At 60.0% G+C, this 25,048-nt stretch carries 21 protein-coding genes; 14 read left to right on the top strand and 7 right to left on the bottom strand.

Going from position 1 to position 25,048, the window contains the following annotated elements:
- Positions 1-56 precede the first annotated feature (56 nt).
- The 3 genes from AC27HQ_RS10360 to AC27HQ_RS10350 all read left to right on the top strand — a co-directional run bounded on the left by AC27HQ_RS10360 (position 57) and on the right by AC27HQ_RS10350 (position 1,795).
- Positions 57-353 (top strand): hypothetical protein, encoded by a 297-nt coding sequence (locus tag AC27HQ_RS10360; RefSeq protein ID WP_487156087.1) that lies wholly within the window; start codon positions 57-59, stop codon positions 351-353.
- 46 nt (positions 354-399) lie between these two features.
- Positions 400-882 carry a YbhB/YbcL family Raf kinase inhibitor-like protein gene (locus AC27HQ_RS10355; protein ID WP_487156086.1) on the top strand — a complete coding sequence of 161 codons (483 nt, stop codon included), beginning with the start codon at positions 400-402 and terminating at the stop codon, positions 880-882.
- 94 nt (positions 883-976) lie between these two features.
- A complete protein-coding gene (locus tag AC27HQ_RS10350; protein ID WP_487156085.1) occupies positions 977-1,795 on the top strand; it encodes an acyl-CoA thioesterase in 819 nt (272 codons plus the stop codon).
- Positions 1,796-1,918: 123 nt separating this feature from the next.
- Here AC27HQ_RS10350 and AC27HQ_RS10345 read toward each other — a convergent pair whose 3' ends face one another.
- Positions 1,919-2,590 (bottom strand): crotonase/enoyl-CoA hydratase family protein, encoded by a 672-nt coding sequence (locus AC27HQ_RS10345; protein ID WP_487156084.1) that lies wholly within the window; start codon positions 2,588-2,590, stop codon positions 1,919-1,921.
- Entirely contained in the window at positions 2,587-4,212 is a 1,626-nt protein-coding gene (locus AC27HQ_RS10340; RefSeq protein ID WP_487156083.1) for an AMP-binding protein, read from the bottom strand. Before AC27HQ_RS10340 ends, AC27HQ_RS10345 begins: the two co-directional genes overlap by 4 nt.
- A 224-nt stretch (positions 4,213-4,436) precedes the next feature.
- On the opposite strand from AC27HQ_RS10340, the gene AC27HQ_RS10335 reads away from it, so the two are divergent.
- From AC27HQ_RS10335 to AC27HQ_RS10310, 6 genes are all read left to right on the top strand, one after another.
- Positions 4,437-5,228, top strand: coding sequence for an IclR family transcriptional regulator (locus AC27HQ_RS10335; RefSeq protein ID WP_487156082.1), 792 nt, complete (start codon positions 4,437-4,439; stop codon positions 5,226-5,228).
- Positions 5,229-5,549: 321 nt separating this feature from the next.
- Positions 5,550-7,643: a 3-hydroxyacyl-CoA dehydrogenase NAD-binding domain-containing protein gene (locus AC27HQ_RS10330; RefSeq protein ID WP_487156081.1), complete on the top strand. Its 2,094-nt coding sequence runs from the start codon at positions 5,550-5,552 to the stop codon at positions 7,641-7,643.
- 63 nt (positions 7,644-7,706) lie between these two features.
- Positions 7,707-8,903: an acyl-CoA dehydrogenase family protein gene (locus AC27HQ_RS10325; RefSeq protein ID WP_487156080.1), complete on the top strand. Its 1,197-nt coding sequence runs from the start codon at positions 7,707-7,709 to the stop codon at positions 8,901-8,903.
- An 11-nt stretch (positions 8,904-8,914) separates the two neighbouring features.
- Positions 8,915-10,048: an acyl-CoA dehydrogenase family protein gene (locus AC27HQ_RS10320; RefSeq protein ID WP_487156079.1), complete on the top strand. Its 1,134-nt coding sequence runs from the start codon at positions 8,915-8,917 to the stop codon at positions 10,046-10,048.
- 164 nt (positions 10,049-10,212) lie between these two features.
- Positions 10,213-10,962, top strand: coding sequence for an electron transfer flavoprotein subunit beta/FixA family protein (locus AC27HQ_RS10315; RefSeq protein WP_487156078.1), 750 nt, complete (start codon positions 10,213-10,215; stop codon positions 10,960-10,962).
- Between the two features lies 1 nt (position 10,963).
- Positions 10,964-11,893 (top strand): electron transfer flavoprotein subunit alpha/FixB family protein, encoded by a 930-nt coding sequence (locus AC27HQ_RS10310; RefSeq protein ID WP_487156077.1) that lies wholly within the window; start codon positions 10,964-10,966, stop codon positions 11,891-11,893.
- Between the two features lie 93 nt (positions 11,894-11,986).
- On the opposite strand, the gene AC27HQ_RS10305 is transcribed toward AC27HQ_RS10310, so the two are convergent.
- A complete protein-coding gene (locus tag AC27HQ_RS10305; protein WP_487156076.1) occupies positions 11,987-13,027 on the bottom strand; it encodes a hypothetical protein in 1,041 nt (346 codons plus the stop codon).
- 245 nt (positions 13,028-13,272) lie between these two features.
- On the opposite strand from AC27HQ_RS10305, the gene AC27HQ_RS10300 reads away from it, so the two are divergent.
- The 3 genes from AC27HQ_RS10300 to AC27HQ_RS10290 all read left to right on the top strand — a co-directional run bounded on the left by AC27HQ_RS10300 (position 13,273) and on the right by AC27HQ_RS10290 (position 17,859).
- Positions 13,273-14,430, top strand: coding sequence for a TAXI family TRAP transporter solute-binding subunit (locus AC27HQ_RS10300; RefSeq protein ID WP_487156075.1), 1,158 nt, complete (start codon positions 13,273-13,275; stop codon positions 14,428-14,430).
- A 74-nt stretch (positions 14,431-14,504) separates the two neighbouring features.
- Positions 14,505-16,457, top strand: a complete 1,953-nt coding sequence (locus AC27HQ_RS10295) for a TRAP transporter permease (protein ID WP_487156074.1) — start codon at positions 14,505-14,507, stop codon at positions 16,455-16,457.
- Between the two features lie 319 nt (positions 16,458-16,776).
- Entirely contained in the window at positions 16,777-17,859 is a 1,083-nt protein-coding gene (locus tag AC27HQ_RS10290; RefSeq protein WP_487156073.1) for an IS110 family RNA-guided transposase, read from the top strand.
- A 315-nt stretch (positions 17,860-18,174) separates the two neighbouring features.
- Here AC27HQ_RS10290 and AC27HQ_RS10285 read toward each other — a convergent pair whose 3' ends face one another.
- A complete protein-coding gene (locus AC27HQ_RS10285; RefSeq protein ID WP_487156072.1) occupies positions 18,175-19,194 on the bottom strand; it encodes a cyclase family protein in 1,020 nt (339 codons plus the stop codon).
- A gap of 668 nt (positions 19,195-19,862) precedes the next feature.
- On the opposite strand from AC27HQ_RS10285, the gene trhP reads away from it, so the two are divergent.
- Both trhP and AC27HQ_RS10275 read left to right on the top strand, forming a co-directional pair.
- On the top strand, positions 19,863-21,149 hold the full coding sequence (gene trhP, locus AC27HQ_RS10280; RefSeq protein WP_487156071.1) for a prephenate-dependent tRNA uridine(34) hydroxylase TrhP: 1,287 nt from the start codon (positions 19,863-19,865) through the stop codon (positions 21,147-21,149).
- A gap of 68 nt (positions 21,150-21,217) precedes the next feature.
- The gene (locus AC27HQ_RS10275; RefSeq protein ID WP_487156070.1) at positions 21,218-22,015 is read left to right on the top strand and encodes an undecaprenyl-diphosphate phosphatase; all 798 of its coding nucleotides are present in this window, start codon (positions 21,218-21,220) and stop codon (positions 22,013-22,015) included.
- Between the two features lie 35 nt (positions 22,016-22,050).
- Here the strand turns inward: AC27HQ_RS10275 and AC27HQ_RS10270 are convergent, their stop codons facing one another.
- The 3 genes from AC27HQ_RS10270 to AC27HQ_RS10260 form a co-directional block, all read right to left on the bottom strand.
- On the bottom strand, positions 22,051-24,327 hold the full coding sequence (locus AC27HQ_RS10270; protein ID WP_487156069.1) for a TonB-dependent receptor: 2,277 nt from the start codon (positions 24,325-24,327) through the stop codon (positions 22,051-22,053).
- Between the two features lie 82 nt (positions 24,328-24,409).
- Positions 24,410-24,802: a DUF2946 family protein gene (locus AC27HQ_RS10265; protein ID WP_487156068.1), complete on the bottom strand. Its 393-nt coding sequence runs from the start codon at positions 24,800-24,802 to the stop codon at positions 24,410-24,412.
- 45 nt (positions 24,803-24,847) lie between these two features.
- A partial coding sequence (locus AC27HQ_RS10260; protein ID WP_487156067.1) for a cupin domain-containing protein occupies positions 24,848-25,048 on the bottom strand: 201 nt, incomplete at its 5' end.

Below are 25,048 nucleotides of genomic sequence, written 5' to 3'. Positions count from 1 at the left end.
TTGAGGCTTGGAGCTTGTAGCTTGTAGCCCTGTTCAATCGCACAGCGAAATTATGCATGCAGCTAAGCTCCAATCCCTTTGAATGGCTCGGCAGTGCCCTGGGCACCGTGCTACGGGTAATTATTGACAGTCTGGTCTGGCTGTTCGACATGTTCAGCAACGCCAGCGCGGCCTTCATCAACGGCTTTGCCGGCGCTCTGGGCGTGAACAGCAACCTGTTCAGCATTCTGGCGGTGATACTCGGGCTGTTTCTGATCTATGTCGGCGTCCGGGCTTTTCTGCGCAAGCGTATTGTCGCCGGTGTGGTGTGGGTTCTGCTCGGTCTGTGGCTGCTCAGCGCATTGATTCGCTGATGCGCGCCAAAGTCATTCCTGTTAATACCTGATCAAGGAGTACAACATGGGTTTCGCCTTCAGCAACGCATTGAAACTGAACAGCAGCGCCTTCAATCAGGACGGCGCTATCCCCAGCAAACACACCGGTGAAGGCGAGGATCTGTCCCCCGCCATCAGCTGGTCCAATGCCCCTGACGGGACCAAAGCCTACGCCGTGATCTGTCATGATCCGGATGCACCTTTGATCTCGAAAAACGGCACCTACGGATTCGTGCACTGGGTGCTCTACAACATTCCAGCCAGCGTAACCTCACTGGCAGAAGCCACGCCTGACTTTACCCAGGGCAAGAACAACTTTGGCAAGCTCGGCTATAACGGTCCGATGCCGCCGGAAGGCCATGGCCAGCACAAATACTATTTCTGGGTTATCGCCCTGGATAGCGAACTGGATCTGCCGGCCGGGCTGACGCTCTGGGAACTGCTGGAGAAGATCGAACCGCATGCCACCGCCATGAACCGCCTGATCGGTACCTACCAGCGCGGCTGAGCCGCAGGATGGCGGGCTCTGGCCCGCCACCACCCTTTCCGCTGTACGCCAGGACGGCCAGCCTTCTTCAACCGTCTGCTCCGGAAGCACCCGCATGAATCCAGCCGTACCCCCCCTGCACGCCTTTGATCAGGCCATCAGCCTGCAGATGACTGCCCCCGATCGTTTTCAAGGTCACTGTGACGAGACCTACCAGAACATGGTCGGGCCCTTTGGCGGAATGACCGCTGCCACGCTGTTGAATGCGGCACTGCTGCACCCGGATCGGCTCGGTGACCCGGTTTCCTTGACCGTGAACTTTGCCGGCCCGGTTGGTCTGGGCGACTTTGAAGTCGAGGCCACGCCCTTGCGCACCAACCGCTCGACCCAGCACTGGCTACTGTTACTGCGCCAGAATGGTGAAGTGATGACCAGTGCGACGGCCTTCTTTGCCACCCGCCGGGAGACCTGGTCGGAACAGGTCGCGGCCTGCCCAGCGGCGCCAGCGGTCAGTGAACTGCCGCGCATGGAGCGACACGAGCGCGCCTGGTTCAGGCATTACGACATGCGTTACGTCAGGGGTATTTTCAAGCCGGGTGATGCGGCCGCCAGGGAAAGCAACGACAGTCTGCTCTGGGTCCGCGACGAGCCGCCACGGCCACTGGATTTCGCCGGCCTGACCGCCATCGGTGACATCTTTGCCCCACGCATCTTCAGCCGCCGCCAGCGCTTTACCCCGGCGGGCACGGTGTGCATGACCCATTACTTCCATGCCAGTCAGGAAGACCTGCAACGCGCCGGCAGCGACTTTTTGCTGGGGCAGGCCGGCGCCAGCCGCTACCACCAGAATTACGCCGACCAGATCGCCCATCTCTGGTCCAGCGACGGCACCCTGCTGCTGACCAGCACCCAGGTCGCCTACTTCAAAGAATAAGGACTGCGCCTTTCCTGGGATGGTCGAGTTCCATCTCGACCTGCAGCGTCGCCGGCCAACACATTGTGTCGAGGTGGAACTCGACACGCCCGGGTTCGCGGCCCGCCGCGAAAAAACGCGGCGCTAGCCCAGATTCAGCAGCGGCAGGATCTGCGCACGCAGGGGTGCATTCAGCAGGGTGCGGGTTTCGCGGTAGGCGCGGCGATCCAGCGCCGCCAGTTGCCGGGTCTTGTCCCGGGCACGTTGCAACAGATCCTCCGCACCGGCCAGCTCATCGATAAAGCCCGCCGCCAACGCCTGCTGCGGATTGAGTATCTGGGCCTGCAGGGCGCAGCGGTTCAGCCACTGGGGCGCCAGCCTGGCTCGGGCCTGGGGCATGGCGGCATCCGGCATGGTCATGCCGATGGCTACCTCGTTCAGGGCAATGCTGTAGGCGCCATCAATCGCCAATCGATAATCCGCCAGCAATAACATAAAAGCCGCCTTGGCCATGGCATGCCCGGTGCTGGCCATGACCAGCGGCGCGGGGTAATCCAGCAAGGCCAGGGTCAGACGGTCCCCGGCGGCACGCATGGCATCGCAGGCCGGACCACCGGCGGCAATCAGCTTGCGGTCATAACCGCCACTGAAACAGCCGGGACGCCCGACGATCAGCAGCGCGGCATCGGCTGCTGCGGCACGGGCGATAGCGTCCAGCAACTGCTCGAGCATGGCTTCAGACAGGGCATTGACCTTGCCGTCATCCAGCGTTATCTCGGCAATACCCTTATTCAGGGTCAGCGTCAGCCCGCTCATGCGCCGGCCTGGGCGCGCGCTTCGTCACGCAGTACCCGGCGCAGCAGCTTGCCGACCGTGGATTTGGGCAGATCCTCACGGATCTCGACGTAACTTGGCACCTTGTAGCCGGTCAGGTGTTCGCGGCAATGGGCAATAATCGCTGTTTCATCCAGCTTGGGATCATGCAGGCTGACATAGAGCTTGATCGCCTCGCCCTTTTTCTCATCCGGCACACCAACGGCGACACATTCACGGATGCCGGCATGGCGCATTACGGCGTCTTCGACATCATTGGGATAGACGTTGAAGCCGGAGACCAGAATCATGTCCTTCTTGCGATCCACCAGCTTGAGAAAGCCTTCTTCATCGATGACTCCGACATCACCGGTTTTCAGCCAGCCGTCTTCGGTAAAGGTTTCGGCTGTTTCGTCCGGACGCTGCCAATAACCCTGCATCACCTGCGGGCCATAGATCAGCAGTTCGCCGGGCTCACCACGCGGGGTTTCCTGGCCATCCTCATCGACCGTCTTCATCCAGGTATCGATGACTGCCTTGCCGATAAAACCTTCCTTATAGGGCGTAAAGGCGGTGGAGGCGACCACCACCGGCGAGGTCTCGGTCAGGCCATAGCCCTCGCGCACCACACTGCCGGTCATGGCTTGCCAGCGCCGGGCAATCTCGGTATTCAGCGGTGCGCCGCCGGAGTTGACCCATTTCAACGCGCTGAAATCGACGCTACCAAAATCCGGATGGGCCATCAGCGACACGAACAGGGAGTTGATGCCGGTCAGCAGGGTGATTTTGTGGCGTTTCATGTCGGCGATCATGCTGTCCAGATCACGCGGGTTATTGATCAGGATGCTGTGGAAGCCGGTAAACACCGAGGCGATGCAATTCGCGGTAAAGGCGAAGATATGATAGAGCGGCAAGGGCGAAACCCGAATTTCGTTGCCGTACTCGACATCGCCGGGCTTGATCACACTGACCGCCTGCAACACGTTGCTGAGAATATTGCGATGACTGAGCATGGCGCCCTTGGATACCCCGGTGGTGCCGCCGGTGTATTGCAACAGGGCAATATCATCCAGCTCGCGCTCGGGTTCAACGGCGGGCAGATTGGCACCCTCGCGCAGGGCATGCATAAAGCGCGTGACATCCGCCTCATCGGCGCTGTATTGCGGATGAGTCAGGTCATCCAGGCTGGTGACAATCAGGTGCTCGATCTCGGTATCGCCCTGGATCTTGCGCACCAGCGGTACCAGCTTATCCAGCACAATCACCGCACGGGCGCCGGAGTCGGCAAACTGGTGACGGGTTTCATGGGCGGTGTATTGCGGATTGGTATTGACGATCACCAGCCCGGCACGCAAGGCGCCGAAGATTGCGATGGTGTACTGCAGCAGGTTGGGCAGCTGAATGGCAATCCGTTCGCCCGGCTGCAGACCCAGCGGGCCACGCAGATAGCGTGCCAGGACGTCTGCATCGGCGGCCAACTGGCGAAAGCTGAGGGTATCCATACCACAGGAAAAAGCCGGTTTGTCGCCGTAGTCCTGCACGGCCTTGGCCAGTACATCAAACAAATTGCTGTGCCCCAACTGGGCAAGCTGGCCGGGCACGATGGCGAAAGCGGGTGTGGACATGGAAACCTCTTATTGGACTGTTATTTTGCACAGCGGAATACAATACCAAAAAGATGCTATTCTATCGTTCAACTCTGTGCAATCATTGAGACAAAACAGACTGCATACCGCTATGCAGAACACGCATATCTGGTATCGTGCGGCGCATCATCACAACAATAATAGACCGCTATCGAACAATCCGGTCAGACGGTCGGTACGCATATTCAAGGTAACAAGGCCACATGAACGACGAACAGCACGACCTCACCGAAGCCACTCCCAAAGACCGCAAGTTTGTCGAGGCCCTGTCTCGCGGCCTGGATGTCCTGCGCGCCTTCAGTCAGGGTGCCGTGGTCATGGGTAATCAGGACATTGCCAGGATTACCGGCCTGCCCAAGCCAACCGTGTCGCGCATGACCTATACGCTGACCAAACTTGGCTATCTGAGCTACTCGCCCCAGCTGGAGAAGTACCAGCTGGACTCCGGTGTGTTGGCGCTAGGCTACGCCTATGTCTCCAACCTGCGGGTTCGACAGTTGGCCAAACCCTATATGGATGAGTTTGCTCGCTCGACCAACACCTCCGTGGGCCTGACCTGCCGTGACCGGCTATCCATGATCTACGTGGAAAATTGCCGCCCGGCCGAGTCGACCTCGCTGCGCATGGATGTTGGCGTGCGCCTGCCGCTGGCCACCACGGCAGCGGGCCGCGCCTATCTGGCCGCCATGAAGGATGAAGAGCGCAGTCACGTTTTGGCGTCGCTGGAAGCGCGCAATCCGGATAACTGGCCGGAGCTGTACCAGCAGCTGATGGAAAGTTTTGAAGACTATCGCCAGCACGGCTTCTGCCTGTCCCTCGGCAACTGGGACCGCAACGTCAACGCCGCTGGTGTACCGCTGTTTCTGCAGGACGGCACCATCATGGCCCTGACCTGCGGCGCCCCGTCTTACCTGGTCTCCGAAGACAAGGTAAAAAACCAGCTGGCCCATCAGCTGGCGATGCTGGCCCGGGATATCGAGCGATTGGGGGTCTAACGCCCCCTGAGCGGCAAGCGGTCCGAGGTACCTGATACCAGATCAAACGCCTTATAGCTTGTGGCTTGCGGCTTGGAGCTGCCCTCCCTCAGGAGGGCCAGACATCATCTATACTAATTGACTCACATTTCTCCCCATCAGGGGCATCGACAAGGGCTTCTTTTTTTTGTATTTTGCCTAGCGAAACAACGTTTCATTATTTCGCAGAGTGAAACTCTTTTTGAACATTAGCTCCTTTGTGCGGCATTGGGCCGTGTCGACCGACCCAGGTCGCCACACCCAGGCGCTGCTGCAAAAGGTCATCAATAACGGAGATTGAGCATGTCGGACGTGGTCACATTGGAACGGCACGGCGCTATTGCCGTCGTCAGAGTCAACAATCCGCCGGTCAACGCCCTGGGCATTGCCGTGCGTGAAGGGCTGCAGAACAGCTTCAATGCAGCTGAAGCCGACCCCGCCGTCAAAGCCATCGTACTGGTGTGTGAGGGCTCCACCTTCATGGCCGGTGCCGACATCAAGGAATTCGGCAAGCCGCCAAAGTCGCCCGGCCTGCCAGAGGTCGTCAATGGCATTGAGGCCGGCAACAAGCCCAGTGTCGCGGTGATCCACGGTACCGCCCTGGGCGGTGGTCTGGAAGTGGCGGTCAGCTGCCATTACCGCATTGCCCTGAAGAGCGCCAAGGTCGGCCTGCCGGAAGTCAAACTCGGCCTGCTGCCTGGCGCCGGTGGCACCCAGCGCCTGCCGCGTCTGGTCGGTGTGGCCAAGGCCCTGGACATGATTGTCAGCGGTGACCCGATCAGCGCCAGTGAAGCTCTCGAGCTGGGCGTGGTTGACGCGCTGATCGAAGGCGACCTGACTGCCGCCGGTATTGCCTATGCCGAGCAACTGCTGGCCGAGGGCAAGGGCGCGCGTCGCACTGGCGAACGCACCGACAAGCTCGACGGCGTGGATAATGCCGCCGCTGTAGCTGCCAAGCGTGCCGAAGTAACGAAAAAGACCCCCGGCCTGTTCTCACCCCAGCGCTGTGTATCCGCCGTGGAAGCCGCCTTTACCCTGCCGCTGGCAGATGGCTTGAAGCGTGAGCGCGAGTTGTTCGGCGAGTGCCTGGTATCGCCGCAGCGCGCAGCACTGGTTCATGCCTTCTTCTCCGAGCGTCAGGCCTCCAAGATTGATGACCTGCCCAAGGACACCCCGGTCCGCGAGATCAACCGCGCCGGTGTCATTGGTGGTGGCACCATGGGTGTCGGCATTGCCATCTGCTTTGCCAATGCCGGCATTCCGGTGAAGATTCTGGAAATCAGCAGCGAAGCCCGCGACAAGGCCCTTGAGCGTGCCCGTGACACCTACGGCATGAGCGTCAAGCGCGGCAGCCTGACCGAGGATGCCCTGGAGAAGCGTATGGCGCTGATCAGTGGCATCACCGATTACGCCGATCTGAATGATGTGGATGTGGTGGTTGAAGCCGTATTCGAAGACATGGGCGTCAAGCAGAAGGTCTTCGAAGCGCTGGATGCCAACTGCAAGCCAGGCGCCATTCTGGCCTCCAACACCAGCTCGCTGGACCTGAACGCCATCGCTGCTTTCACCAAGCGCCCCGAGGACGTGGTCGGCCTGCACTTCTTCAGCCCGGCCAACGTGATGCGTCTGCTGGAAGTGGTGCGCGGCGCCAAGACCAGCTTTGAGGTGCTGGCCACCGCCATGGCGATTGGCAAGAAACTCAAGAAAGTCTCGGTTCCGGTCGGCGTCTGCGACGGCTTTGTCGGTAACCGCATGGTGTTCCAGTACGGTCGTGAATCCGAATTCCTGCTGGAAGAAGGCGGTACCCCGGAACAGATCGACGGCGCCCTGCGCAAATTCGGTCTGGCCATGGGCCCCTTCGCCATGCGTGACCTGTCCGGTCTGGATATCGGCCTCGCGATCCGTACCCGCCAGCGTCAGACCCTGCCAGCCGAATTCAAGCTGCCAACCATCCTCGACAAGATGGCCGAGGCCGGTATGCTCGGCCAGAAGACCGGCAAGGGCTTCTATCTCTATGAAAAGGGTTCGCGTGCCCCGCTGACCAACCCGGAACTGCCGGCGATTCTCGAAGCCGCCTCCAAACAGCAGGGTATCGAGCGTCGTCAGTTGACTGACGAGTACATTATTGAGCGCACGATTTACGCGTTGATCAACGAGGGCGCCAAGATCCTCGAGGAAGGCATTGCCCAGCGCAGCAGCGATATCGACGTGATCTACCTGAATGGCTATGGCTTCCCCGCCCACCAGGGTGGTCCGATGTTCTATGCTGATTCAATTGGTCTGGACCGCGTTTATGCCCGGATCTGCGAATTCCATCAACAGCACGGCGCCTGGTGGAAACCAGCCCCGTTGCTGGAGAAGCTGGCCAAGGAAGGTCGCAAGTTCGCTGATCTCTGACCCGACAAGGTGGCCGGCGGCAACGCCGGACACCGGTTACCCGTATTGCAACGAGGACTCACAATGGAAATCCATTTTTCACCCGAACAACTCGCCTTCCGCGACGAAGTGCGTGAATTCCTTAAGCAGGAGCTGCCTGCCGATATCGCCGCCAAGGTCAAACTCGGCAAGCACATGAGCAAAGAAGATCATGAGCGCTGGCAGAAAATCCTCTCCGCCAAGGGCTGGTATGCACCCGGCTGGCCGGTAGAGCATGGCGGCACCGACTGGGGTCCGGTCGAAAAGCACATTTTTGACGAAGAGTCCGCCGCTGCCGGCGCACCGCGTCTGGTGCCCTTCGGCGTCAACATGGTGGCTCCGGTGATCATCAAGTTCGGCAACGAAGAACAGAAGCGCACCTACCTGCCGCGCATCCTGTCCGGTGAAGACTGGTGGTGCCAGGGTTACTCCGAGCCGGGCGCCGGTTCTGACCTGGCCTCGCTGAAGACCCGCGCCGTGCGCGATGGCGACCACTACATCGTCAACGGTCAGAAGACCTGGACCACCCTGGGTCAGCACGCCAACTGGATTTTCTGTCTGGTCCGTACCGATCCCGAGGCCCAGCAGCAGCGCGGCATTTCCTTCCTGCTGATCGATATGGCCACCCCGGGTATCACCGTGCGCCCGATCATCACCCTGGACGGCGATCATGAAGTCAACGAAGTGTTCTTCGATGACGTCAAGGTACCGGTCGAGAATCTGGTCGGTGAAGAGAACAAGGGCTGGACCTGTGCCAAGTACCTGCTGACCCACGAGCGTACCGGCCTGGCTGGTATCGGTGCATCCAAGGCCGCCCTGCGTCACCTCAAGCGCGTTGCCAGCAAGCAGCAGAAAAACGGCAAGCCGCTGATCGAGGACACCCTGTTCCGCAGCCAGATCGCCGAAGTTGAAATGCAGCTGATGGCCGCTGAAATGGGTACCCTGCGTATCGTTGCCGCGGCCTCCGAAGGCGGCGTTCCTGGCTCCGAAAGCTCGATCCTCAAGGTTCAGGGCACCGAGATTCGTCAGGCCATTACCCATCTGCTGCGCAAGGCCCTTGGTCCCTATGCCCTGCCCTTCCTGCCGGAAGAAATGGAATACGGCTATGACGGCGAGGTGCTGCTGGAGGACTACAGTCCTTCCCTGGCGTCCTCGTACTTCAATATGCGCAAACTGTCGATCTTCGGCGGATCCAACGAGATCCAGAAGAACATCGTCTCGAAAATGATTCTTGAGCTCTAAGGAGACAGCCCGTGGACTTCAAATTGACCGAAGAGCAACAAATGCTCCAGGAAACAGCGGAGCGTCTGGTACGCGACGTTTACACCTTCGACAAGCGCATGGAATTCAGCGACAGCGAAGCCGGTTTCAGCACCGCTTTCTGGCAGCAGATGGGTGAGCTGGGCCTGACCGCCATTCCCTTCCCGGAAGAACTGGGTGGCTTTGGCGGCACTGGCATCGAAACCATGCTGATCATGGAGCAGCTGGGCAAGGGCATTTGCCTGGAGCCTTACATGGAATCGGTGATTCTGGCTGGCGGCCTGATCGCCCAGCTGGGCAACGACAGCCAGAAAGATGCGCTGCTGGGCGCCATCGCCAGCGGTGAGCTGCAGGCTGCCGTCGCTCTGGATGAACTGCACAGCCACTATGACCTGAGCCACGTGACGACCACTGCCAAGGCGCAAGGCAGCAGCTATGTGCTGAACGGCCGCAAGGGTGTGGTCATCGGTGGCCAGACCGCCGGCAAGATTCTGGTCAGTGCGCGCACTGCCGGTGATATCTGCGACCAGCAGGGCATCAGCCTGTTCCTGGTTGATCCGAGTGCCGCTGGCGTGCGTCGCCGCGTGTATTCGACTGTTGACGGCCGTAAGGGTTGTGAACTGTTCCTCGACAACGTCGAGGCCGAGCTGCTCGGCAATGCTGGCGCCGCCTATGATGCCATTCGTTACCAGAGCGGCCGCGCCATTGCTGCCCTGTGTGGCGAAGCCGTTGGTGCCATGCGCACTGCCTGCGATCTGACCCTGGACTACCTGAAGACCCGCAAGCAGTTCGGCGTGCCGATCGGCAAGTTCCAGGTCCTGCAGCACCGCATGGTCGATATGGTCAGTGAGCTGGAGCGTGCCACCTCCATGGCCATTCTGGCCGCTTGTCTGGCGGACGATGAAGACAGTGCCGAGCGCAGTGCCAAGCTGTCTGCGGCCAAGTTCACCATCAACCGTGCCGCGCGTTATGTGGCCGAACAGTGCATCCAGCTGCATGGCGGTATTGCCATGACCTGGGAGTACAATGGTGCGCACTATGCCAAGCGTCTGGTTACAATCAGCCATCAATTTGGTGATGATGACCACCATCTGGAAGCCTATGCTAACCAGATGAGCCTGTCCTAAAACGCCAATCCCACCGGAATAACGGTAATTCAGCCGTTATTCCGGCATTTTCGTCCTGTTAAATTGGATATTGGCACTATCGGCCAGGCTTCTGGCTCGGTATCCTATGCAACCCCTTTCAAGCGCCTGCGGGCGTCCCATAGACTTGTGGAGGACTAACGTCCATGAAAATCCTCGTCGCCGTGAAGCGCGTGGTCGATTACAACGTCAAGGTTCGCGTCAAGGCGGACAATTCCGCTGTCGATCTGGCCAACGTCAAAATGTCCATGAACCCCTTCTGCGAAATCGCTGTAGAAGAGGCTGTGCGCCTGAAAGAAAAAGGCGTTGCCACTGAAATCGTTGCCGTCTCCGTTGGTCCGACTGCCGCCCAGGAGCAACTGCGTACTGCCCTGGCCCTGGGTGCTGACCGCGCTATTCTGGTTGAAGCCGGTGACGACCTGAGCGCGCTGGCCATCGCCAAGCTGCTCAAGGCTGTTGTCGACAAGGAACAGCCCCAGCTGGTTATCCTCGGCAAGCAGGCCATCGACTCCGACAACAACCAGACTGGCCAGATGCTGGCTGCTCTGTCTGGCTTCGCCCAGGGCACCTTTGCCTCGGCCGTTGAAGTGTCCGGCGACAAGGTCAAGGTCACCCGTGAAATCGACGGCGGTCTGCAAACCGTTGATCTGACTCTGCCGGCCATTGTCACTACCGACCTGCGTCTGAACGAGCCACGCTACGCCTCTCTGCCGAACATCATGAAGGCCAAGAAGAAGCAGCTCGACGTGCTCAAGCCCGATGAACTGGGTGTCAGCACTGCTTCGACCGTCAAGACCCTGAAAGTTGAAGCACCGGCCGCCCGTAGCGCCGGCATCAAGGTCAAGAGCGTCGACGAGCTGGTCGACAAACTCAAGAACGAAGCCAAGGTGATCTGATATGACTATTCTGGTTATCGCTGAACACAACAACGCCACCCTGAACGCCGCTACCCTGAACACCGTAGCCGCTGCCCAGGCCATTGGTGGTGATATCGCTGTGCTGGTTGCCGGCGCCGGTTGCGCCGCTGTGGCCGACGCTGCCGCCAAGGTTGCTGGCGTCAGCAAGGTACTGCTGGCTGACAACGCTGCCTACGGCCATCAACTGCCGGAAAACGTGGCACTGCTGATTGCCGAACTGGGCAAGGACTACAGCCACATTCTGGTTCCCGCCAGCACCAACGGCAAAAACTACGCCCCGCGTGTTGCTGCCCTGCTGGACGTTGATCAGATCTCCGAAATCATTGCCGTTGACAGCGCTGATACCTTCAAGCGTCCGATCTATGCCGGTAACGCGATTGCCACCGTGCAGTCCAGCGCCGCCATCAAGGTCATCACCGTTCGCTCCACCGGCTTTGACGCCGTTGCCGCAGAAGGTGGCAGTGCTGCCATCGAGAACGTTGGCGCTGCCCATGACGCCGGTGTATCTGCCTTCGTTGGTGAAGAACTGGCCAAGTCCGACCGTCCCGAGCTGGCCGGTGCCAAGATCGTCGTTTCCGGCGGCCGTGGCATGCAGAACGGTGACAACTTCGAGATGCTCTACAAGGTGGCCGACAAGCTCGGCGCCGCTGTAGGTGCCTCGCGTGCCGCTGTTGACGCGGGCTTTGTACCCAACGACATGCAGGTCGGTCAGACCGGCAAGATCGTTGCCCCCCAGCTGTACGTTGCCGTCGGTATCTCCGGCGCCATCCAGCACCTGGCCGGTATGAAGGACTCCAAGGTCATCGTGGCAATCAACAAGGACGAAGAAGCACCGATCTTCTCGGTTGCCGATTACGGTCTGGTTGCTGACCTGTTCGAAGCTGTTCCGGAACTGGACGGCAAGCTGTAAACCCAGCTGCAAGCCACAAGCTTAAAGCTGCAAGAAAGCCCTGGTTCGAAAGAGCCGGGGCTTTTTTATGCAACAGCCAGACAGTTTTAGCCGTCAGAAAAACGCGTGAATCAGCATGATCACGCCAATGATGGCGCCTACCATCTGCGCACCAACCAGAATCACCGCCAAGACTTCCCAGATCATCTTGCCCTCATACTGCCGACCTGCCTCAAGCAGGCGTATGAACACCAGAATCCAGAACGACGCAGCAATCAGCAAGACCAGCAGCATAAGAATCCGATTGGCGTTCGACAGGGCCAGGCTGAGCACCAGCCAGCCAAACACAAAGCCGCCAATACAGGCGATGTACCAGAAGGTCTTGAGCAGGCTCAGGCGTCCGCCGAAGAAGTCCCCAAGCAGTTGTCTGAAGCGACCATCAAACAGGGTCGGCGCCTGTTGGGCACCCGGCAACAGGCCATTACTCACCCACCAGCCCCAGGCCAGCAGTGCAAGAGACAGCAAGGGCACCGTAACGGGGAAGAAATACAGGCTGTAAACCGGGCCGGTAAGATTGAACAGCAGATAACTGAAAGGTGAGCCGTTAAAGTAAAGACTGTGCAAGCCGCCGCTGATCCAGAACCAGAGCATGTGTATCGCCAACAGACAACCGAGTATCGATTGCCAGCGCAGGCGCGTCAGAAAGGGCTCAATCAGGATAAAGGCAAGGACAGCAGCCACCCCTCTCAGTGCGGCAACCAGCAGATGGGTGAAGACCAACCCCTCGGACGCGATAAAGTCGGGCAACTCTGGCTCAGCCAGCACGCTGACCCAACTGAACGCCATTGACAGCACAGAACCTACAGCAAAAATCGCCAACGGCCGCATGGCCAGCGCAAGACCACGTTCTGGTTTGGCCCGCCGGATCTGCCCCATGGCCATCAGCACCAGACTGCCGACACAGATCAGCGTCAGACCAAGCAGTTTCTCCCAGGCGTTATCGTCGAAGCTGCGGGAATACGGCGCTACCACTGCCAACAGCATGCCCCCCAACAACAGTAACTGCAGAACCAGTGATTTGCCGATTACCCAGGCTGGCGAGTCGGTATTCAGTTGCCTATTACTGGATGTTGTTGCGATGTCCTGTGACGGCATGACTGCGCCCCTCCCTGGAAAAAGGCGCCACTATAGCGAGTGCAGGCAAAACCGGCACGCAACAATGCATGAGACTGCCGATCAGGTCTCATCCCATGGGCTATGCTGTCTTGAAATGGTTAACCTTTCCTTACCTATTGCCTTTTGCAAAGTGTCCCACCCTGAGTAAAATGCTGTTCTGACAAGCGAAACAAAATTCATATCAGTTTCGCATAGCGAAATTAATCACAATAAAAGGTTTAGCAATGCGCATATGCCTTCGCAGCTTTGTTGGCGCACTGGCCATGACACTCTGCCTGTCGGTCAGCGCAGACGACCACTCCGATCTGCCCCGCGTCTTGGTCTGGACCGCCTACGGTACCGGTGCCGCCGGCTATGCCCAGGCCGCTGCTCTGGGCGGTCTACTCAAACACGAGGTTGGCAGCAATATCCGCATTCTGCCCGGACGCAACGACGTCTCGCGCATGATCCCGCTGAAAACAGGTCGTGCCGACTACTGTCTATGCGGCATTGCCAGCTACTTCGGTCAGGAAGGGATCTTTCTGTTCAACAAGCCCGACTGGGGCCCGCAGCCAATCCGCATGGTACTGGCCTCGCAGGGTACCCAGAGCTTTGGCCTGGCTGCCGCCGCCGATACCGGCCTGAAACACCCCCACGAACTCAAGGGTCAACGCGTGATCTTTATCCGCGGCGCCGACTCGATCAACATGATCACCAGCGCTGTATTGGCCTATGGCGGACTGACCTGGGCCGACGTGCGCCGGGTGGATGCCTCCGGTACCAACGAAGCCATCGAAGCCTTGATCAACGGCCATGCTGACATCATGCCAATGTCAACCCGCACACCGCTGATGGAGCGCATTGCCGCCAGCCCACGGGGTATCAGCTGGCTGGGCATGCCAAACAACACCGACGAAGAAAAAGCCGCCTGGCGCCGTGCCCAGCAGGTCATTCCCTATTACCTGCCGCAATTTGAAACCCGAGGTGCCGGTGTGTCCGAGGACAACCCGTGGGAAGGCGGAGGCTATGCCCTGCCGATTCTGGTGACCAATGCCAGCCGCAGTGATGATGAAGTCTATGCGCTGACGCGCTTTGTCGACGAACACTATGACGAGTTCCAAAACCTGGCCCCGGGTGCCGAAGGCTGGGAGCTGAGCCGCCAGGTATTCGATTGGGTCATGCCCTATCACGAAGGCGCCATTCGCTATTTCCGCGAAGCCGGGGTCTGGACCGACGCCCATGAAGCCCATAACCAGCGCCTGCTGCAGCGCCAGCAATTGATGCTGGACGCCTGGCAGGTGCAGTTGGCCGAGGCTGACCAGGACAACTTTCAAGCCAGTTGGATGCAACGCCGAGCTCGGGTTCTGACCGAAGCCGGCTTTGATCCCGGCTTTCAGCGCTGAACTCAAGTGACACCGGCTTTTCGCCCGCCCACCTGATTGCGGCAGGCTGATGATGAATGACTACGAGGCAGAACATGTCAGAAGAACAACAGGCCCTGCGTAATCCATTGACCGGCACGATACTGGCCGTGGGTGCCGTGCTTACCGCGCTGTTGGCGATTTACCAGATCTTCAATCTGGGCAGCATGACCGGCTTTACCATGCTCACCAGCCAGTATATCTACGGCCTGCTGGCCATGATGTTGCCTACGGTGTTTATTGCCATCCCCGTTGGCCGTGGCCGACGCATTGAGCCTACGCCCTGGTATGACTGGTTACTGGCGGTGGCCAGCGCCCTGGTCTGTATCTTCTTTATCATCTATTCGAACGAATCGGTGGATGAGGGCTGGGAATACGCCGCACCCCAAAGCGTGGTCTATGTCAGCCTGCTGACCTGGGCCCTGGCGCTGGAAGCCACGCGCCGCTGTGGCGGCTGGCCGATCTTTATCGTGGTGTTTCTCGCCTCGCTGTTCCCGCTGTTTGCCGGCAACCTGCCGGACAGCTTTGCCGGTATTTCCACACCCATTGATCTGGCCGCCATCTACCACACCAACAGTGACGAGAGCCTGCTGGGGATTCCGTCACAGGCCTTTGCCAATCTGGTGATCGGCTTTCTGCTCTTTGGTATCGCCCTGCAGCGCACCGGCGGCGGCAAATTCTTTATCGATCTGGCCTTTGCCCTGCTCGGCAAAGTCCGCGGCGGCCCGGCCAAGGTATCGATTTTTTCCAGCGGCCTGATGGGCTCGATGTCCGGTAGCGTGGTCACCAACGTGCTGACCACCGGCCCGCTGTCGATCCCGGCCATGCGCAAGGTTGGCTTCAGCAAGACCTATGCCGCGGGGGTTGAAACCTGCGCCTCCACCGGTGGCGTGTTGATGCCTCCGGTGATGGGTGCCACCGCCTTTGTCATGGCGACCTTTCTGGATATTCCCTACGGCGAGATTGCCCTGGCCGCCGCCATCCCTTCGGCCCTGTATTTCTTCGGCCTGTTTGTGCAGATCGACTTCTACTCCGCCCGCAACGGCCTCAAGGGCCTGCCGGCTGTAGACCTGCCACGCGTCAAGCAGACCCTCAAGGAGGGCTGGCACTACATCTTCGTGTTTGCCTTCCTGATCTGGATGCTGCTGTTCATGAAACAGGAAGCCATCGCGCCCTTCTACGCCACCGCTCTGCTGCTGGTGATCAATCAGCTGCGCAAGCACAGCCGCTGGCAATGGAAGGACTTCAAGGACTTTGCCGAATCCTGTGGAGCCCTGTTTGCCGAACTGACAGGATTGATGGCCGGGGTAGGCCTGATCATGGGCGCGCTGGCGGTGTCCGGCATGTCCGGCACCATCGCCAATGATCTGCTGTTTATTGCCGGTGGCGACATGCTGGTGCTGTTGCTGATGGGCGCACTGACCAGCTTTATTCTGGGGATTGGCATGCCGGTGACGGCGGCCTATATCTTCCTCGCCATCGCCCTGGCGCCAGCGCTGATCAACGGTGGCATGAACCCGATGGCCGTGCACATGTTCATTCTCTACTGGGGCATGCTCAGCTTTATCACCCCGCCAGTGGCGATTGGCGCCTTTGCCGCCGCCTCGGTGGCCGGCTCCAGTCCAATGAAGACCAGTTTTGTCTCCATGCAGATGGGCAGCATCATCTACTTTATCCCGTTCTTCTTTGTGCTGGAGCCGGCGCTGTTGCTGCAAGGCACGGCCAGTGAAATCGTCGTCGCGATTGTCTGTGCGGTGGCGGGTATTCTGCTGATTGCGGGGGGCTTGCAGGGCTACCTGCCGAAGCTCGGCAACCTGAGTGAGCGCGGCTTCCTGCACTGGCCTATACGCCTGCTGCTGATTGTCGGCGGCCTGTTCCTGGCCATGCCACACAACCCCTTCATCAAGATTACCGAGCTGCAGCTGTTCGTGCTGTCATTCGGGCTGATCGGTCTGGCCGTGTTGCTGACCCTCGGCCACCGCGTCCTCAGGCCTTCCCCGGAACTCTGATCGAGCCCGGCAGATTGGGGGATAGCCCGCGGGAAGGCCGAGTTCCACCTCGGCCATGGTGCTATCTGTCAGCGCGCATTGGTCGAGATGGAACTCGACCACTCCCAGGCTAACCCGGCAGGCACCACAGGTTTTGGTGGGAGCCGCGGCCCCGCGGCGAAATCGAACTCCGCCTTCGCGCCGAGGCCGGTGCTCCCACCAGTAAAGCGCCCCCTGGGAGGGCCGAGTTCCACCTCGGCCACAGCGGTATCTGCCAGCACGCCCTGGTCGAGATGGAACTCGATGAGATGGTCTCCTCCCTCTCCCCTCTACGGCGTCGATGCGCCAGGGGATAGATGTTAAAACATCTACTGAAACCGAAAGGAGACAGGAGGAAACCATGAACAAATCTATGACAATTGGCATCGACTTGGCAAAGGCTGTGTTCTTCATTTCTGTCCTTGATGGCTCAGGCAAGCAAGTTCGTCGTAAAAAGCTTCGGCGCCATGAGGTCCTGCCATTTCTGGCCAACCACCCTGGGGCCTTAGTCGGGATGGAGGCTTGTTCTGGCGCGCACTGTTGGGCCAGACAGATCCAATCACTGGGCCATGAAGTTCATCTTCTCCCTGCTCAGCACGTCAAAGCGTATCTGCGAGGTCAAAAGAACGACTACAACGATGCTCAGGCCATTGCGGAGGCCGTCCAGCACGGACGTATCCGCTGCGTTGAGGTCAAGACGGCCGAACAGCAGCTTGATCAGAGCCTGCATCGCTTGCGCCAGTCACTGGTGGTTGAACAGACTGGTCTGGTTAATCGCACACGAGCCTTACTCGCTGAGCACGGCGTGTGTTTGCCTGAAGGGAAACACCGTTTCCGTCAAGCGGTGGCCGGGATGCTGGAAGATGCTGAGAATGGTCTGCCTTGGCGTTTGCGTGAGCTGCTTGGCCGCCAATATCAGTTGTTTATGACACTTGAGCAGGAGCTGGTCTGGTACGAGCACGAGATCAAGGCCCAGGTCGCTGCTAACGAACACTGCCAACGGCTGATGACTGTGCCGGGCTACGGACCTATCGTCAGCAGCGCCTTCTACTGTTGGCTAGGAAACGGCCAGCAGTTCCGCAGCGGCCGTGATGTGGCTGCGGCTCTCGGACTCGTCCCCAAGCAATACAGTACAGGCGGTAAAACAATCCTCGGGGGTATCAGCAAGCGAGGAGATAAACACCTGAGAGCCTTGCTGGTGCATGGCGCCAGGGCCGTTGCACGCTTCGCTAAAGAGCGTGACGACAGGCTCAGCCGATGGGTGCAAGATCTGATCGATCGGCGTGGTTACAACAAGGCTGTGGTGGCGCTAGCCAACAAGCTGGCGCGTATCGGCTGGGCCGTCGTAGCACGCTCAGAGCAGTACCGGGCTCTGCCAGCCTGAGGCAGGACTGCTACATCACACACATAACAGTTTAACAATGAGGTAAAGAGCTCTCCCCAGGTTGCGAAGGCAATCAGTAGATGATGACAACACAGGTCAAACCGATGTATCGAAAACCTGAGGATGGTCGCGGCTAATAAAGCCGATAACTCGATAAGGACGATACGTGGCGAATGCTCATCAAGGCCCACAGCACAGAGCTGGACACTGAGGCCGGATATACGACAGACAACCTGCTCTTGCCATCAAAGACTGAAAGCCTTGCAATGAGGGAGGAGACCATATACGACCCTCCCAGGAGATGCGACCAGCTGACTAGATCAGCGCCACCGGGGTCACCGGTGAACCCACCGCACCGGGCAGACGCAGTGGTGGCGCGGTCAGCATAAAGCGGTAGCGGCCCTGTTCGCGCAGGGCCCTGGCCAGCTCGCTCAGATACCACAGCTCGCCCAGATGGATGCCCAGCTTGAACAAGCAATGTTCATGCAGCGGCAGGGCCGCGCAGCAGGATCCACCGTCCCGTGCCGGATAGGCTTCAACCGCATAATTGTCGGCAATCAGCACACTCAGGCCACTATCGGTAATCCACTGCAACAGCGCCGGATCGCGGCCATCGAGCACTGCACAGCTGTTATCCAGTACCGCTGCATCCGGTTGACCGCCCATGCCCAGGATCACATCGGCAAAGCCGGTATACAGACAGACCATATCTCCCGGTTCAACCACCACACCGTCTGCCTGCATGATCTGCTGTAGCCGGGCATGGTCGATCAGCTCACGGTTGTTGCCACAGTGCCTGTGCAAGTCGATCAGCACCGCCCGGCCGCTGACCGCTGTCGCAGCCATCTTGTCTATGCCCAGCCGCTCGGCATTCACACCCTCCAGTGCATCCTCATGACCGGACGGGCCACAAATGTCCGTGCCCGCACGCCAACCGTTGTAATACAACGGCTCAGGCACGCCGTCGCCATCGGCATCAAAAAGACCACCGACATGGGACAGGGCGTCCCACTGGGTCGAGTACTGGGTATAGAGCAGCACCGCATCATCGCTGACTACATCGGTGAAAGTCGGGTTGATGCGCTGCAGTTCGAAGTTGTAATTGAGCTTGTCACCGCGCCCGGAGGTAAAGCGCCGGGGCGGATGGCGCAGACGGTTGAGGACATTGCCGCCCGGGTAATCGAGCGGCAGACTGAGGCAGAAGCTGCGACCATCGCGTACCTCGGCAATACCCTTCAGGACCTTGTCGGGGGTCAGCAGATTGAGCCGACCGAGTTCATCGTCAGGGCCAAAGTCGCCCCAGTTGGAGCCATCTGGGCGGTTTTTCCAGCGCATCGCTTTCTCCTGTTGTTCTTGTATCGGAAAGATAACCCAAGATGCCACGACCAGCGTCGGCGGTCATGTGTATCAGCCCGGCTGTTGAATCAACATAGACTTCAGACATGCCCCATGGAGGGCCGAGTTCCATCTCGGCCGTGGTGCTTTCTACCAGCGCGCATTGGTCGAGATGGAACTCGACCAGTCCCAAGCTAACCCGGCAGGAACCGCGTGCTCTGTTAGGAGCCGCGGCCTCGCGGCGAAATCGAACTCTATCTTCGCGCCGAGGCCGGCGCTCCCACCAGTAAGTGCACCTACCCCTGGGAGGGCCGAGTTCCATCTCGGCCATGGTGCTTTCTACCAGCGCGCATTGGTCGAGATAGAACTCGACCAGTCCCAGGCTAACCCGGCAGGAACCGTGTGCTCTGGTAGGAGCCGCGGCCCCGCGGCGAAATCGGACTCTATCTTCGCGCCGAGGCCGGCGCTCCCACCAGTGAGTGCACCTACCCCTGGGAGGGCCGAGTTCCATCTCGGCCATGGCGCTATCTGCCAGCCCCTTAGGTCGAGGTGGAACTCGACCAGTCCCAGACCGCCAATCCCTTCACGAGCTGACCTTGGTCAATGTCTGCCAGTCGGGTGACCGGTATGCTGCGCGGCACTTTTGTCGTCTCGCAGCAGGTAATCCCATGCCCAAGATACCCGAACTGCTGGCCCCGGCCGGCACCCTGAAAGCCATGCGCTACGCCTTTGCCTATGGCGCCGATGCCGTCTACGCCGGCCAGCCTCGTTACAGCCTGCGCGTGCGCGAGAACGACTTCCACCAGCCCGAGGTCATGGCCGCCGCGATTGCCGAGGCCCATGCGTTGGGCAAACGTTTTTACCTGGCCAGCAATATCGCTGCGCACAACAACAAGGTGGCGACCTACCTGCGTGACCTGGAACCGGTGATCGCCATGCGTCCGGACGCCCTGATCATGTCCGATCCAGGCCTGATCATGCTGGTGCGCGAGCGTTGGCCAGAGCAGCCCGTTCATCTGTCGGTGCAGGCCAATGCAGTCAACTGGGCAACCGTGGCCTTCTGGCAGGCACAGGGTATCGAGCGGGTGATTCTGTCCCGCGAACTGTCGCTGGACGAGATTGAGGAAATTCGCCACAGGTGCCCGGATATCGGCCTTGAGGTGTTCGTCCACGGCGCGCTGTGCATTGCCTACTCCGGACGCTGCCTGCTGTCCGGCTACTTCAACCACCGTGACGCCAATCAGGGTGCCTGCACCAATGCCTGCCGCTGGCAATATGATCTGCAGCCGGCCACGGAAACCCTCGAAGGCAATCTGCAAGTGCTGGCGCAGCCGGTGCATATCCTCACCCAGCACGACAAACCCGACGAGCCGATGGCCATCGAGGAGGACGAGCATGGCACCTACATCATGAACTCCAAGGACCTGCGCGCGGTACAACACGTACCGCGGCTGATCGAGATGGGCATCGATTCACTGAAAATCGAGGGCCGCACCAAAACCCATTTCTATGTGGCCCGCACCGTGCAGAGCTACCGTCGGGCGATTGATGATGCGCTGGCCGGCAAGCCCTTTGATCTGGGCCTGATGGATGATCTGGAGAGTCTCTCCAACCGCGGTTATACCGAGGGCTTCTACCGCCGCCATCCACCCGGGGTGTATCAGAACTACGAACACGGCGCCTCGCGCATGGAGCGTCACCAGTTTGTCGGAGAAGTGCTCGAGGATGATGGCGAATGGCTGACTATCGCCGTCAAGAACCGCTTCCAGCTGGGTGATCAGCTGGAAATCATGAGCCCCGGCGGCAACCACAGCTTCACCCTCGAGCATCTGTGCGACCCTCAGGGCCGGGCTATCGAGGTAGCCCCGGGTGACGGCCATCAGGTGCGTATCCGCAAACCGCTGGCCGGCGACATGCAGTTCGCCCTGCTGCTGCGCTATCTGCCCGACGCCTGAACCAGGAGGCTTCGCAAGCCCGGCGCTGCATGCTTTAATGCGCGCTTATTTGACCGGCGGGTATCTTCATGGATTGGCTGCAAGTAGTGTTTCTGGCTGTGGTGCAAGGCATCACCGAGTTTCTGCCGATCTCCAGTTCGGCCCACCTGATTCTGGTACCGGTGCTGACCGAGTGGCAGGATCAGGGCCTGGCCTTTGACGTGGCCCTGCACTTCGGCAGCCTGGCGGCAGTGGTGATTTATTTCCGCCGCGACCTGCTGAACATGACCCTGAGCTGGACCCGCTCGGTCACCCACCGGGAGATGGATTCCGACGCCCGCCTGGCCTGGGCGGTGATCCTCGGGACCATCCCCGTGGGTATTGTCGGGCTACTGGTCAAGGACAGCCTGGAAACCGTGCTGCGCTCGCCCATTTATATCGCCATCGGCCTGATTGTCTTCGGTCTGCTGCTGGGTTGGGCCGACTGGCGCCACCGCGGACGCCGTGAAGTCACGGAAATGACCTGGAAGGATGTGCTGATCATAGCTTTGGCCCAGGCGGTGGCGCTGTTCCCCGGCACCTCCCGTTCCGGCATTACCATGACCGCCGGTCTGCTACTGGGTCTGAGCCGTGAAGCCTCGGCGCGCTTTTCCTTTTTGTTGTCGATCCCGGTGATCGTCATTGCCTGCGGCCTGAAAACCTTCGACCTGATCAGTACCGATGTGCCGGTGGACTGGATTTTCATGCTCAGCGGTGTGGCACTGTCCGGTCTCAGCGCCTTCCTGTGCATTCACTACTTCCTGGCCTTTATCAACCGCATCGGCATGCAGCCCTTTGTTGTCTACCGGCTGCTTCTGGGGGGGCTGTTGCTCTGGCTGTTCCTCTAGTAACCCGGGCCCGATCAGGGGCCCGGGCCAGAGACTCAGAAGCTGACGCGAATACCGGTGTAGACCGAGCGCCCCATGCCCGGTACCGGCGTACCCCAGGCCACATCCTTAGCCGACATGGTTTTGCCCTGCCCCAGGTAGGCACCGCCCAGCGGGTGGTTATAGAAGCGGTCAAACAGGTTGTCGATACCCAGACTCAGCTCGACGCGATCCCACTCATAGCGGGTACTCAAGTTGACCAGGCCATAGCCCGAGGTGGCCACTTCATTGCGCTCGGCGCTGACCTTGCGCTTGGCCGAGACCAGCTCCCACTCCAGGGTATTGCTCCAGGCGCCGCGAACATGATCCAGTGCAAAGCGCGCGTTGAGCGGCATGATGTTGTACAGGTTATCGCCACTTGAGCGGTTCTCACCGCGCACATAACTCAGGTTGCCGCGCAGGCTGAAGTTGTTCTGACTGACCTCGCCCAAGCGCAGCTCACCGGCCAGATCGACCCCGTACAGACGCGCCGAGGTATTGGCAAACTGCAAATAGACAAAGCCCTCGGTGGCACTCAGGTTGGCCGGGGTGCAGCTCATGCCGCCGCTGTCACAGCGCCGGGCATCCACATAGTCATCCACATAGGTCAGGTAAGGCGTAACGCTGGCCTGCCAACGGGCGGCCTGGGCATCCTGCCACTGGGCGCTGGCACTCAAGGTATGGGCAATTTCCGGTTGCAGCTGCAGGTTGCCGACATAGCCATTGCCATCACCAGCCAGGTTGATCATGCGCATGGCCATGCCATTGGTTGACCAGCTGTAGCGTTCGTACAGGTTGGGCGAGCGGGTCTTCTGCGCGTAACCCAGTTCATAGCGGCTGCTGTCATTCGGTGTGAAGCGCACCAGCGCGGTGATATCCAGGTTGTAATCGGTCTTGCTGCGCTCGGCCTGATTGAAGTTGCTGGCATCGGTACCAGCAAAGCCGGGGTTGTAACCCTGCACCTGACCGGCATGCATGCGCACCCGTTCGCCGCGCAGGCCCAACTGGCTGGACCAGCGGTTTGACCACTGCGCATCCCATTCAACATAGGCGGCCAGGCGGTCTCGCTCGCCGTCATTGATATTGATGAACACCTCCGGGTACATGCCGCGCCCGGAGGGATCCCACCAATCGTCCAGACGGTAACGCTGGAAGTCACTGCCCAGGCGCAGTACATCGCGGTCTGACAGCGGCAGTGTGGTTTTCAGGCTCAGGCCTGTGTTGTTGCCCTCGGTATCCATCGGCATGCCGGCGGCATAGCACATCATGCCCTGGCAAATCGGGCCGGGCACGCCGTCCACCGGGCCGTACCAGAACAGCTTGTCATCGCCAAACTGCATGGCATGCCGGGTCTTTTCGTTATAGGCGCGCAGCTCCAGCTGACCCCAGTCATACTCACCCTGATAGCCGAGATTGAGCTGGCGACTGTCATTGCCGGTCATGTCCATGCGCTGGTTGGGCCAGAGCTGATAGGGAATATCCTGCACGCCCGCGCGCAACTCCAATAGATGATGCTCACGCCGCAAGGCCAGGGACAGCGACTGGTTGACCGACTTGTAGGCGCTCGAGCCCACTTCATCCGCAGCCAGCCAACCACGCCCTGCCGCCGCCTGCCCGGCCGGCTTGAAGTTGCCACCGGCGCTGTAATTACCGGCCTCGGCCGTGGAGCCCTGATAATTCAGGCTGAGTTGTTCGCTGGCTAGTGTGGCAGAGGCATCCGCGCCCCTGGCATGGCCGTTACTGCGGTAGAAGGCGCCTATTTCACCCTGCTGCAACACGGATTCACCCGGCTGGGCAAAGACCGGCGGGCGCGACTCGACCTGAATGGTTCCGCCAATACTGTCACCGCCCAGACTGACCGGTGCGATACCGGCAAAGACCTCGGCCGTTGCCACGCTGCTGGGTGCTACATAGGACAGCGGCGGGTTCATGTGATTGCCGCAGGCGGAAATCAGATCCATACCATCGACCCTGACCCGCAGGCGGTCATCACCCAACCCGCGCAACACCGGCAGACTGGACACACCGCCCGCTGAGTACAGGCTCATACCGGGCACCTCGCGCAGCAGACTGGCCGCATCGCTGCTGCGTGACAACGCTGTGGACGATGGCCGTGGCAGACGTGTCGAGTTCACCGCACGCGGCTCTTCCCGGGGTGCCACAATCAGGCTATCCGGCAGGGCCAGTACCGCAGAACGGCCTGACGCCGGCTGCGGCAATGCCGTCTGCGCGGCGACTGGCAGGCCGAGGACGGCCAGGGACAACAGGGAATGTCTGAAGATAAAAGTCAGCATAAACAGGTCTCATCATGAGTCAGCACACAGCGTCGATTCCGGCAGCACAACGACAGCCGACAGACGCGCTAAATGAGGCAGATCAGACGAAACGGGGTGAGGCGCGGGGATTGGCGGGCGGCCAGGCGTGCCGCAGGGTATCGACAGGCAGGCTATCGGGCAGCCGGCCCAAAACCGGCTGGAAGGGAAACACCGGACTCAACCAGGCGGCCGGCACAGAGGTCACTGCCAACCCGGATGAGCAGAGCTGACAGCTCTGGTTCATCACCAGCGCAGCGCCCTCGGTACTGCCGGGCTCCTGCAGAGTGACGCTGAACGATGCGGCTTCGCTCAGCGAACAGAAGGCCAACTCGATACCCTGCAGCCGCGCAGAGGCAGCCGACCCATGCAGCAGGCAGCAGGTAAAGGCGTTGAAGAACAGGACAAAGCCCAGCAGCAACGCCCAGGTGGACGAATGTCGGGTGGCGATTTTCATCGCGCAAGAATAAGGGGTTTATACGGCGGTGACTATTGATCTGCGTCAGCGTGTCGCGGGGTCATGGGTCTTGATCAACAACTGGGCGCCCTGCTCACTGGATAACTGCAAGCCCGCAAAATCGGCGCGCCGCAGCCAGCTCAAGGCCGGCAGGCTTTCTCCAGCCTCGCTTACCTCACCCTGCACCACCAGCACCTCGCCACCCTGCCCGGCTGGCAGGGTCAATGTGGCGCCGGGCTCCAGTGT

The organism is Halopseudomonas sp. 4NH20-0008 (assembly GCF_057548395.1).
This window is presented reverse-complemented; position numbering and strand designations above follow the sequence as displayed.